The following is an 11,593-nucleotide window of genomic DNA, read 5'->3' on the forward strand; positions in this document are numbered from 1 at the left end:
AGGGAATGGCGTGCGGGGCCCGGATGTTCGGAAAGCCGGGCCACGCGCATGATCCGGGCCGGATCGGGAGAACGATCGGGCATAGGGTGCGCTCGAGGGTCGGGTGATCCACGTGCCGACGCCGACGTCGATCACGGTGACAGGGGTGTGGGCAGGCCCGGCGGAACTCTCGCCCCATTAGAATGGAACGATCACATTATTTGAGTTGATCCAGAAAAGACGGAAGGTCCAACGAGTATGTCGACCCCCTCGGACTTCGAGCGGATGTTGCGCGAGTCCGCGCTCCGGGTGACCGGTCCCAGACTGGCCGTCCTCTCCGCCGTGCACGCCCACCCGCACGCGGACACCGATTCGATCATCCGCGTCGTGCGCGAAGAGATCGGCGCCGTGTCCAGCCAGGCCGTCTACGACGTCCTCAAGGCCCTGACAGGCGTGGGTCTGCTGCGCCGCATCCAACCGCAGGGCACGGTGTCCCGCTACGAGACGCGGGTGGGGGACAACCACCACCACGTCGTCTGCCGTTCCTGTGGCGCCATCGCCGACGTCGACTGTAGCGTCGGCCACGCTCCCTGCCTCACCGCCTCCGACGACCACGGGTTCGAGATCGACGAGGCCGAGGTCGTCTACTGGGGCCTGTGCGGCTCCTGCTCCGAGGCGCGCGTCTCCTGAGAGCCCCCTCCCTCGATCCCCAGGGCGCCCTCCACGGGCGTGCCGGCCCTGTGGGGTCCCCTTCGCCGTGCCCACCGCTCTCCTGATCACGTCTCCCGGCCCTCGAGGCAGGGTCCCCGCGGCCCCGGGACGATCCGCTCGAACCGGACACGGTAATCTCGTCTGGCCAGTCGAACTCCACCTCATGGAGCAGGGAACCCGGTGCGAATCCGGGACTGACGCGCAGCGGTGAGGGTGACGGGCGGACGTGTTCCGGGACCGAGGTCCCGGGACGGCCACTGGGCGGGGAGCCCGGGAAGGCGTTCCGCATCGGTCGACCCCGAGTCCGAAGACCTGCTGGCGCTGGCGGTGACGGTCCGCCAGGTTCCCGCGGGCCTCGCGAACGGGCCCCTGATCGAAGGACCCGCATGTCCCCGACCGCCGTGCCCCGAACCCGGCACGACCGCTGCCCCGGAGCCCTGCGCCCCTGGCCCGCCGACGACGGCCTCCTGGTCAGACTCCGCCTCATCGGAGGCCGCGTACCCGCTCCGGCGCTCACCGCCCTGTCCTCGGTGGCCGAGGAGTACGGCGACGGGCGGGTCCACGTCACCGGTCGGGCCAACCTCCAACTGCGCGCCCTGCCCGGACGGGAGGGGAGGCTGGACCCCGAGGCGCTCCGTTCCCTGGAGGCGACCGGACTCCTGCCCTCGCGCACCCACGAACTGGTCCGCAACGTGATGGTCTCCCCGTGCACGGGCACGTCGGGAGGGCGGACCGACCTGCGGCCGGTCGCGGCCGAACTGGACCGGCTGCTGTGCGCGAACCCTCGTCTGGCCTCCCTCCCGGGCCGTTTCCTCTTCGTCCTGGACGACGGCCGCGGCGACCTGCTCGACCGCACCTGTGACCTGGGCCTGACCGCCCTCGACGACCGGTCGGCCCAGCTCCGGGTCGGCGAACACCCGGGCGCGACGGTCCCCCTCGACGAGGCCGCCGGGACGCTGATCCGACTCGCCGAGACCTTCCTCGAACGGCGCGGCTCCGGTCCCACGGCGCCCTGGCACGTCACCGAGCTCTCCTCCCCCCTGGCCGAACCGGCCCCGCCGGATCCCCGGCTGCCGGACCCGGCGCCACCCCTGCCGCACGGCCCGCTCCCGGACGGCGGCCGCCACGTGGCCGTGCCCGAGGAGGGGCTGGACCGTGCCGCGATCACGGAACTCGTGGAGGAGGCCCGCGCGGCCGGCCACGACGCACTCGTCGTCACGCCTCGGCGTGGCGTCCTCATCCCCGGAGGGACACGGTGACCACCCCGAAACGCCCGCCCAGGCGCTACGACTACATCGACGACGGATCCGCGATCTACGTCGACTCGTTCGCGACCATCCGGAGCGAGGCCCGGCTCGACCACCTGCCCGCCGACGCCGAACGGCTCGCGGTGCGCATGATCCACGGCACCGGTCAGGTCGACCTGGCCGAGGACCTGGTCGTCCATCCCGGTCTGGTGTCCGCCGCGCGTGCGGCGCTGCGGGCCGGCGCGCCGATCCTGTGCGACGCCACCATGGTCGCGACCGGGGTGACCAGGAGCCGGCTACCGGCCGACAACGAGGTGCTCTGCCTCCTCGGAGACCCCCGCGTGCCGGCCCTGGCCCGAGAGTGGGGCACCACCCGCAGCGCGGCCGCGGTCTCCCTGTGGGAACCGATGTTGGAGGGCGCGGTCGTCGCCGTCGGCAACGCCCCCACGGCCCTGTTCCACCTGATGGAGATGTTGATCGACGGGGCCCCGAGGCCGAGCGCGATCATCGGCTGCCCGGTCGGGTTCATCGGCGCAGCCGAGTCCAAGCAGGCCCTCACCGAGCTGGCCGAACGGCATGGGATCGACGTCCCCCACGTGGTCGCGCTCGGCCGTCGGGGAGGATCGGCGATGACCGCCTCGGCCCTCAACGCCCTGGCCAAGGAGGAAGAGTGACCGGACGTCTTCGAGGTGTCGGTGTGGGTCCGGGAGACCCCGAACTGATCACCCTCAAAGCGGCCCGCCTCATCGGTGAGGCGGACGTCGTCGCCTACCACGCGGCCTCCGGACGGGGCTCCAACGCCCGCCGGATCGCCGCCGACCTGATCCCCGAGGGGGCGATCGAGGAGCGGCTCACCTACCCGGTGACCACCGGCGCCACCGACCATCCCGGCGGCTACGAAGGGGCCCTGGCCGACTTCTACGAGGAGTCCGCCGCGCGCCTGGCCGCCCACCTCGACGCCGGCCGGGACGTCGTCCTGCTCTCCGAGGGTGACCCGCTGTTCTACGGCTCGTACATGTACATGCACGACCGGCTCTCCGAACACCACGAGACGGAGATCGTGCCCGGCGTGCCCGCGTTCACGGCGGCCACGGCCACGGCGGCGGCGCCCCTGGCCCGCCAGACCGACGTGCTCACGGTCCTGCCCGGCACCCTGCCCGAACCGGAGTTGGCGCGGCGGCTCGCCGACACCGACGCGGCCGTGATCATGAAGCTGGGCCGGACCTTCCCCGCCGTCCGTCGGGCGTTGGAGGCGGCCGGCCGGTTGGAGCACGCGGTCTACGTCGAGCGCGCCTCGATGGATCGTGAACGCCGTCTCCCGGTGGCCGAGGTCGACCCCGACACGGTGCCCTACTTCTCCCTGATCCTGGTCACCGGGGACAGCCTCAACGGTCGGCGCTCCAGGGACGGCGCCGTGACGGAGGCGCGGACCCCGGAGTCCGCGACGGCCGAGGCCGAACTGCTGGTCGTCGGCCTGGGGCCCGGCCCCGACCACTGGATCACCCCCGAGACCACGGCGGCGCTGGCCGAGGTGGACCACGTGGTGGGCTACGGCCCCTACGTCGACCGGGTCCCCCAGCGCGCGGGCCTGACCCGCCACTCCTCCGGCAACACCGTCGAGATCGACCGCGCGCGTCTGGCCCTGGACCTGGCCCGTCGGGGCGAGCGCGTCGCCGTGGTCTCGGGCGGGGACGCCGGCGTCTTCGGTATGGCCACCGCCGTGTTCGAGGCGGCCCAGGACCCCGTCCACCGGGACGTGCCGGTCCGGGTGCTGCCCGGGGTCAGTGCCGTCCAGGCGGTGGCGGCCCGTGCCGGCGCGCCGATCGGTGGGGACTTCGCGGTGATGAGCCTGTCGGATCGGCTCAAGCCCTGGGAGGTGATCGAACGCCGGCTCCGCTCCGTGGCCGAGGCCGACCTGGTGCTGGCCGTGTACAACCCGGCCTCCCGTTCTCGGACCGAGCAGATCGCCCACGCCCGACGGATCCTGTTGGAGCACCGCGACCCCGACACCGTGGTCGTCGTCGGCCGCGACGTCGGTCGGGAGGGAGAGACCCTCCTGACGACCACCTTGAAAGAGCTCGACACCACCACGATCGACATGCGCTGTCTGCTGATCGTGGGCGCCTCCGGGACCCGGGTCGACCCGGCCGGCCGGGTCTGGACCCCCAGGTGGGTGAGGACGTGACCGTCCACTTCGTGGGGGCGGGCCCCGGCGCCGCCGACCTGCTGACGCTGCGCGCCGCCCGCATGCTGGCGGCGGCCGACGTGGTGCTCTACCCCGGCACCTACGTGGACGCGGAGGTTCTCTCCCACTGCGCGTCCGACGTCGAGGCGATCGACACCCAGGGTCTGGACCTGGACCGCATCACCGAACTGTTGGTCGCGGCGCACTCCGGGGACCGCGAGGTCGTGCGGCTCACCTCGGGCGACCCGTCGCTGTACTCCGCGTTGTCCGAGCAGACCCGCCGACTCGACGCCCACGGCGTCCCCTGGGACGTCACCCCGGGGGTGCCCGCCTACGCGGCCGCCTCGGCCATGGTCGGTCGGGAGCTGACCGTGCCGCTGGTGGCCCAGTCGGTGGTGCTGACCCGGACCCGGGCCCGTTCGACGGCGATGCCGGACACCGAGAGCCTGTCCGCGTTCGCCCGGACGCGGGCCACCCTGGTCCTGCACCTGGCGATCCGCCGCGTCCGGGAACTGATGGTCGAGATCGCCCCCGAGTACGGCGACGACTGCCCGGTGATCGTGGTGCACAAGGTCGGCCATCCGGACGTGTCGGTGCTGCGCGGCACGGTCGCCGACATCGCCGACCTGGTGGAGGGAGCCGGACTCCGGCAGGCGGCCGTGATCCTCGTGGGCCGGGCCCTGGACCCGCGCGGGGGAGGGGAGTCCCACCTCTACGATCCGTGCCGCCCCAGGGTCAAGGGTCGACCGTCAGAGCCCACTGGGTGACCGTGCGCGCGGGCGTCCACCCGGTGAAGGTGCCGACGGGCGCGGCGGTCTCGACCTGGATCCGGGTGAGCTCTCCGCCGTGACGACGGCGGGCGTCCGCGAGCAGGGCCTCGGTCTCCAGGGTCACGCCGTGCACCACGAGCCGGCCGCCCGGCGACAGGGCGTCCAGGCAGGCGTCGAGTACGCCCGGCCGGGTCGCGCCACCGCCGACGAACACCGCGTCGGGCCCGGCGAGATCGCCCAGCGCCTCCGGGGCCCGGCCGGTGACCACCCGGAGACCGGGGACCCCCAGCCGTCCGGCGTTGCGTTCGATCCGCGCCGCCCGGTCGGCGTTCGCCTCCACGGCGTCGGCCGAGCAGGTCGGGTGGGCGCGCATCCACTCGATGCCGATCGATCCGGCCCCCGCGCCCACGTCCCACAGGTGCTGTCCGGGCGAGGGCGCCAATCGGGCCAGGGCCGAGGCGCGCAGGTCCCGTTTGGTGAGCTGGCCGTCGTGTTTGAAGGCGTCATCGGGAAGTCCGGTGACCAGGCCGTACCCGACCGGTCCGGCGAGTTCGAGGGCGAGCACGTGCAGGGCGGAGACCTTCTCGGCGGGGATGGACGCCCATCCTTCGGCCGTGCCCTCCAACCGTGACTCCGAGGGCGCGCCCAGGTCGCCCAGGACCGTCATCCGGCTCTCTCCGTACCCGGCGCCGACCAGCATCCCGGCGACCGTCGCGGGCGTGCCCGCGTCGGAGGAGAGCACCAGGACACGACGTCCCGGCGCGAGCCTGCGCAGAAGCGGGCGGGGGTCCCGGCCGACGAGGCTCACCACGGCGCACCGTTCGGCGGGCCACCCCATACGGGCGCGGGCCAGGGCGACGGAGGAGACGGCCGGTTCCAGACGTACGGTCTCGGGACCCAACGCGTCGATCAGGGTGGTGCCGATCCCCGACACCAACGGGTCTCCGGAGGCGAGCGCCACCGTACGGGCCCCGTCGAGGGAGGCCAACAGGTCGGGCAGCCCCTCACGGAGCGGGGAGGGCCAGGGCTCGCGGCGTTGCCCGGGCGTCTCCGGAAGCATGGACAGGTGCCGGTGGCCGCCCAGCACCACCTCCGCCTCCAGAACCAGCGTGCGCAGGCGTTCGGGCAGCCCGGACCAGCCGTCGGCCCCGACACCGACGACGGTGATCCCGACCCCTTCGGCGGGGAGGGGCGTCTCGCCCGGCAGGGCCCGGCCGGGCACCCGACGGGGAGGGCGCGTGTCGTCCTTCATGGCCCTGACGCTATCGTGGCGGGCAACAGGCGCGAGGTGCCCCTGCCCGCCCGGCCATCGGAAACGGTGGTGACGGCGGGAGGGGAGAATCTGGGAAGCCCGGTGAGATTCCGGCACAGGCCCGCTGCGGTGAACCGAGCCTCCGTGAGGAGGACCCGGCAAGTCCGAAGACCGGCCTCGCGCCCGCCCATGACGTATGGCGAAACGAGCGGGAGCCTCACATGCCATTGCGGTCTTCGCACTTTCCCTTCTCCGCGATCGTCGGTTGCGACACCGAACCCCTCGACGACCTCGGACTCTCCCTGGTCCTGACCAGCGTCTCGCCGGAGATCGGCGGCGTCCTGGTCCGCGGCGAGAAGGGCACCGCCAAGTCCACCGCGGTGCGGGCGCTGGCCTCCCTGCTGCCGCCCATCGACGTCCATCGCGGGGACCGCTTCTCCGTGGACCCGGCCGACCCCGGACAGCACTCGCCCGACGGTCCCTTCGGCCCCGAGACCCCGGTGGAGAGCCGGCCGGTCCGGCTGGTCGAACTCCCCGTCGGCGCCACCGAGGACCGGGTCCTGGGCTCCCTGCACCTGGAGCAGGCGCTCACCCGAGGACAGGTCGCCTACGAACCCGGACTACTGGCCCGAGCCCACCGCGGGCTGCTCTACGTCGACGAGGTCAACCTCCTCCACGACCACCTGGTCGACCTCCTGCTGGACGCGGCGGCCACCGGCCGGGTGACCGTCGAACGCGACGGCTTCTCCGTGGAGCACACGGCCCGCTTCCTGCTCATCGGCACGATGAACCCGGAGGAGGGCGAGCTGCGCCCGCAGCTCCTCGACCGTTTCGGGCTCACCGTGGAGATCGCCGCGCCGACCGAGCCCCGTGCCCGCGCCGAGGTGGTCCGACGCCGGATGGCCTACGACACCGACCCGGCCGGCTTCGCCGAGCGCTACCGCGAGACCGAGCGGGCCCTGTCCGCGCGTATCGCCGAGGCGCGCGACGCCCTGGACCGGGTCCGGCTGTCCGAGGCGGCGCTGCTCAAGATCGCCGAGGTGTGCGCCGCCTTCGAGGTCGACGGTCTGCGCGCCGACATCGTCACCGCCCGCACGGCGGTCGCGCACGCCGCCTGGGAGGGGCGGACCGAGGTGACCCGCGCCGACATCCGCCGCGCCGCCACCCTCGCCCTGCCGCACCGGCGCAGGCGCAACCCCTTCGACGCCCCGGGGCTGGACGAGGAGCTCCTCGACCGGGTCCTGGGCGAGGAGGAGCTCCCGCCCGATCCGCCGGAACCCTCGGGCCCGGACGGCGGCGACGACCCCGTCGACACCCCGCCCGAGGGCGACGGCGCACCGGACGCCGAAGGCCCCGAACCCACCGAGGGCCCGGCCGACGGACCGATCGGTGAGGAGACCGGCCCGGAGCCGGAGACGATCCCGGAGCCCGCTCCGCACGAACCCGTGGGCGAGGATCGCCCCGACTCCGAGTCCCGGCCGTCCGCCGCCCCGCTCCCCACGGCCAAGGCGGCCGCCCCCTACCGCCCCCGTACGTTCACCGTGCGGGGGACCGGAGAGGGCGCCGACGGTCGACGCAGCCGCGCCATCGGAACCCGGGGCCGCCGGGTCGGCGCCTCCCGCCCCGGCCCGGGCCGGGGCTCCTCGCTCCACCTGGTGGAGACCGTGCGGGCCGCCGCCTCACGACCGGGCGAGGGGGAGCGGATCCGGCTGCGTCCGGAGGACCTGCGCGTCGCGATCCGGGAGGGCAGGGAGAGCAACCTGGTCCTGTTCTGCGTCGACGCCTCCGGCTCCATGGCCGCGCGCAAACGCATGACCGAGGTCAAGACCGCGATCCTCTCGCTCCTGCTGGACGCCTACCGCAGACGCGACAAGGTCGGCCTGATCACCTTCCGGGGGAGCACGGCCGAACTCACGCTGCCGCCCACCCGTTCGGTGGACGTGGCCGCCGTCCGTCTCGACGAGATGCCCGCCGGCGGCCGCACCCCGCTCGCCGAGGGGCTGCTGGAGGCCGCCCGGGTGGTCCGACGGGAACGCCTGCGCGACGCGCGCCTGCGTCCGCTCCTGGTCGTGGTCACCGACGGCCGGGCCACCGGGGGACGGGGCGCCGTCGGCCGTGCCCTGGACGCCGCCGACCACGTCGCCGGACTCGGGGTCACCACGGTCGTGGTGGACAGCGAGTCCGGTCCCCTGCGTCTGGGGCTGGCCGCCACCCTCGCCGCCCGCCTGGACGCCGACCATCTGCCCGTCGGCGAGGTCGACGCCGACGCCCTGAGCGACGCCGTACGAGAAAGGGCCGCCTGATGCCCCAGGGACAGCCGTCCGTCGTCCCCGACGACGGACTCACCACACGCCAACGCCGCAACCTTCCGCTCCTGGCCGTCCACACCGGTGACGGCAAGGGCAAGTCGACGGCCGCGTTCGGTCTGGCCCTGCGCGGCTGGAACCAGGGCTGGCGGATCGGGGTGTTCCAGTTCGTCAAGTCGGCGAAGTGGCGCATCGGCGAGCAGACCGTCCTGGAACGCCTGGGCCGGCTCCACGAGGAGACCGGCGAGGGCGGCCCGGTCGAATGGCACAAGATGGGCTCCGGCTGGTCCTGGATCCGCCACCGCGACGGGGCCGAGGACCACGCGGCCGCCGCCGCGCAGGGGTGGGAGGAGATCAAGCGCAGACTCACCGAGCAGACGCACGACCTGCTCATCCTCGACGAGTTCACCTACCCGATCGCCTGGGGGTGGGTCGACGTCGAGGACGTCGTCGCCGCCCTGGAGAGCCGTCCCGGACGCCAGCACGTGGTGATCACCGGCCGTCGGGCCGACCCGCGTCTACTGGAGGCCGCCGATCTGGTCACCGAGATGACCAAGGTCAAGCACCCGATGGACGCCGGCCGGAAGGGCCAACGAGGGATCGAATGGTGACGTCCCCCCTCCGCCCGGAGGGGACCGCCCCGCCCCGGTTGATGATCGCCGCGCCCATGACGGGGCAGGGCAAGACCACGATCGCGACCGGGCTGATGGCGGCGCTCCGGGCCGCCGGTCACACGGTGAGCGGGCACAAGGTCGGGCCCGACTACATCGATCCCGGTTACCACGCCCTGGGCACCGGACGGCCCGGCCGCAACCTCGACCCCCACCTGGTGGGCGAGGAGCGGGTGGCGCCGCTGCTCCTGCACGGGGCGCGCGGCGCCGACATCGCCGTCGTCGAAGGCGTGATGGGGCTGCACGACGGACGGATCGGCACCGACGGGTTCGCCTCCTCCGCGCACGTGGCGGCCCTGACCGCGACCCCCGTGGTGCTGGTCGTGGACGTGTCCCGCATGTCGCGTTCGGCGGGGGCCCTGGTGGCGGGGATGGTCGCCTACGATCCCGCGGTCGAGGTCGTCGGGGTCATCCTGAACAAGGCCGGGTCGGCCCGCAACGTCGCCGAGATCGCCCGGGCCATGCCGATCCCCGTCCTGGGGGTGGTCTCCCGCGACGAGGAGATCGCCGCGCCCTCCCGCCACCTGGGGCTGGTCCCGGCGGCCGAACGGGCCGAGTCGGCCCGCGCCGTCGAACGGCTCGGCGAGCGCGTCGCGCGCGACGTCGACCTGGACGCGCTGGTGGAGCTGGCCCGTTCCGCCCCGGCCCTGGACGCCCGCCCCTGGGATCCCGCCGACGAACCGGGGATCGCCGCCGCCGACGGTCCGCGGCCGGTGATCGCGGTGGCCGGCGGCCGGGCCTTCACCTTCCGCTACCCGGAGACGGAGGAGTTGCTCACCGCCGCCGGATGCGAGGTCGTGGCCTTCGATCCGCTCGTGGACACCGCGCTGCCCTCCGGGACCCGGGGCCTCTACCTCGGCGGCGGCTTCCCCGAGGTGTACGCGGGTCGGCTCGCCGCCAACCGGGCCCTGCTGACCGAGTTGCGCGACGCCGTCCGCTCCGGGGTGCCCACCGTCGCCGAGTGCGCCGGCATGCTCTATCTGGCCGGGTCGCTCGACGACAGGGCCATGGCCGGGGTCCTTCCCGCGCACGCCCGGATGACGGAGCGGCTCACCCTGCGCTATCCGGTGGCGACCGCGCCCGGAGACACGCTGCTCACCCGCGCGGGCGAGAGCGCCACCGGTCACGAGTTCCACCGCACCCGCATGAGCCCCGGAGCCTGCGCCGAACGCCCGGCCTGGGTCGTCGATGGAGCTCCGGAGGGCTTCGCCTCCGACACGCTGCACGCCTCCTACCTGCACCTCCACTGGGCCGGCCGTCCTCGCTTCGCGGCACGTCTGGCCGACGCCGCGCGCGCGACCCCGCCCCCCGTGCCCGCCTCCGTCCCGGCACCCGACCTCGTGTCCCTGAAGGCGGAGGCGGTGGCGGAACCCGTCGCCGACCCGCTCCGCCATCACGGTGACGTCGAGGTGGGCGAGGGGATGCTGGACCTCGCCGTCAACGTCCATCCGGGGCGGCGTCCCGTGTGGCTCGACCGCGCCCTCGCCGAGAGCCTGCGCGAGATCGACGCCTACCCCGACCCCGCACCGGCCCGGGCCGCGATCGCCCGCCGTCACGGGCGCGGGGTCGACGAGGTGCTGCCCACCGCCGGAGCGGCCGAGGCGTTCACCCTGATCGCGCGGCTCCGTTCCTGGCGGCGGCCGGTCGTGGTCCACCCCCAGTTCACCGAACCGCACGCCGCGCTCGAACAGGCCGGACACGCCGTCACGAGCGTGCTCTGCCCGGCCGAGAACGGTTTCGTCCTCGACCCGGACGCCGTCCCCGACGACGCGGACCTGGTGGTCGTGGGCAACCCCACCAACCCCACCGGAGTTCTCCACCCCGCCCGTGACCTGCGTCGACTCTGCCGCCCCGGGCGATTGGTCGTCGTCGACGAGGCGTTCATGGACGCGGTGCCGGGAGAGCCGGAGAGCCTGGTCGAGGAGCGGATCGAAGGGCTGGTGGTGTTGCGCAGTCTCACCAAACACTGGTCGATCCCCGGCATCCGGGCCGGATACCTCGTCGGCGACTCCGGGACCGTGCGCGGACTGGAACGGGCGAGCACGCCCTGGTCGGTGTCCACCCCCGCGATCGCGGCCATGATCGCCTGTACCTCGGAGGAGGCGGTCCCCGAGGCGGAGCGCCGCGCCCGTGAACTCGACGGATGGCGCTCCCATCTCGAAGCCGGGCTGCGCGAGGCCGGGGCGGGGTTCGTCCCCTCACGGGCTCCGTTCGTCCTCGTGCGGGCCGGGGAAGGGGCGCACGCGCGCCTGCGCGCCCAGGGGATCGCGGCGCGCAGGGCCGACACCTTCCCGGGGCTGGACCCCTCCTGGATCCGGGTGGCCGTACGCTCGCCGGAGATCACGCGTCGTTTGACGGCCGCCCTGGCCGGCCTCGTCCCGGACACCGCCCCTTCGGCCTGATCCGGGACGGGCCGGTCGCGTTCACCCCGTTCTGTCCTCGCCCTGTGTCACGATGTGGCGCGTGGCCGAG

The 11,593-nt window shown here is 73.9% G+C and carries 9 protein-coding genes and 2 riboswitches; of the genes, 8 read left to right on the forward strand and 1 reads right to left on the reverse strand.

What is annotated here, in order from left to right; genetic code table 11:
* Nucleotides 1-237: 237 nt before the first annotated feature.
* The 5 genes from TR33_RS21845 to TR33_RS21865 all read left to right on the forward strand — a co-directional run bounded on the left by TR33_RS21845 (nucleotide 238) and on the right by TR33_RS21865 (nucleotide 4,889).
* Nucleotides 238-669 carry a Fur family transcriptional regulator gene (locus TR33_RS21845; RefSeq protein ID WP_042285139.1) on the forward strand — a complete coding sequence of 144 codons (432 nt, stop codon included), beginning with the start codon at nucleotides 238-240 and terminating at the stop codon, nucleotides 667-669.
* A 151-nt stretch (nucleotides 670-820) separates the two neighbouring features.
* Nucleotides 821-1,024: riboswitch (cobalamin riboswitch) on the forward strand.
* A gap of 52 nt (nucleotides 1,025-1,076) precedes the next feature.
* On the forward strand, nucleotides 1,077-1,949 hold the full coding sequence (locus TR33_RS21850) for a ferredoxin-like domain-containing protein (protein ID WP_017533694.1): 873 nt from the start codon (nucleotides 1,077-1,079) through the stop codon (nucleotides 1,947-1,949).
* Entirely contained in the window at nucleotides 1,946-2,611 is a 666-nt protein-coding gene (locus TR33_RS21855; RefSeq protein ID WP_017533695.1) for a precorrin-8X methylmutase, read from the forward strand. Before TR33_RS21850 ends, TR33_RS21855 begins: the two co-directional genes overlap by 4 nt.
* A complete protein-coding gene (locus TR33_RS21860) occupies nucleotides 2,608-4,122 on the forward strand; it encodes a precorrin-2 C(20)-methyltransferase (protein ID WP_042285142.1) in 1,515 nt (504 codons plus the stop codon). The genes TR33_RS21855 and TR33_RS21860 overlap by 4 nt, the downstream gene beginning before the upstream one ends.
* Entirely contained in the window at nucleotides 4,107-4,889 is a 783-nt protein-coding gene (locus TR33_RS21865) for a cobalt-precorrin-4/precorrin-4 C(11)-methyltransferase (RefSeq protein WP_042285144.1), read from the forward strand. The genes TR33_RS21860 and TR33_RS21865 overlap by 16 nt, the downstream gene beginning before the upstream one ends.
* Here TR33_RS21865 and TR33_RS21870 read toward each other — a convergent pair.
* Entirely contained in the window at nucleotides 4,858-6,144 is a 1,287-nt protein-coding gene (locus TR33_RS21870; RefSeq protein ID WP_042285147.1) for a bifunctional cobalt-precorrin-7 (C(5))-methyltransferase/cobalt-precorrin-6B (C(15))-methyltransferase, read from the reverse strand. The two genes, TR33_RS21865 and TR33_RS21870, sit on opposite strands and share 32 nt — an antisense overlap.
* Nucleotides 6,145-6,199: 55 nt before the next feature.
* Nucleotides 6,200-6,338, forward strand: a riboswitch (cobalamin riboswitch).
* Nucleotides 6,339-6,371: 33 nt separating this feature from the next.
* Between TR33_RS21870 and TR33_RS21875 the strand changes: the two genes are divergently transcribed.
* The 3 genes from TR33_RS21875 to TR33_RS21885 are packed head-to-tail and all read left to right on the forward strand — an operon-like array spanning nucleotide 6,372 to nucleotide 11,523.
* Nucleotides 6,372-8,447 carry a VWA domain-containing protein gene (locus tag TR33_RS21875; RefSeq protein ID WP_042285149.1) on the forward strand — a complete coding sequence of 692 codons (2,076 nt, stop codon included), beginning with the start codon at nucleotides 6,372-6,374 and terminating at the stop codon, nucleotides 8,445-8,447.
* A complete protein-coding gene (cobO, locus tag TR33_RS21880; RefSeq protein ID WP_014910662.1) occupies nucleotides 8,447-9,061 on the forward strand; it encodes a cob(I)yrinic acid a,c-diamide adenosyltransferase in 615 nt (204 codons plus the stop codon). The genes TR33_RS21875 and cobO overlap by 1 nt, the downstream gene beginning before the upstream one ends.
* Nucleotides 9,055-11,523, forward strand: coding sequence for a bifunctional hydrogenobyrinic acid a,c-diamide synthase/histidinol phosphate aminotransferase CobBC (locus TR33_RS21885; RefSeq protein WP_042285152.1), 2,469 nt, complete (start codon nucleotides 9,055-9,057; stop codon nucleotides 11,521-11,523). The genes cobO and TR33_RS21885 overlap by 7 nt, the downstream gene beginning before the upstream one ends.
* The last annotated feature ends 70 nt before the right edge of the window (nucleotides 11,524-11,593 follow it).

The sequence above is a fragment of the Nocardiopsis alba genome (assembly GCF_000710955.1).
Taxonomy (GTDB): domain Bacteria; phylum Actinomycetota; class Actinomycetes; order Streptosporangiales; family Streptosporangiaceae; genus Nocardiopsis; species Nocardiopsis alba.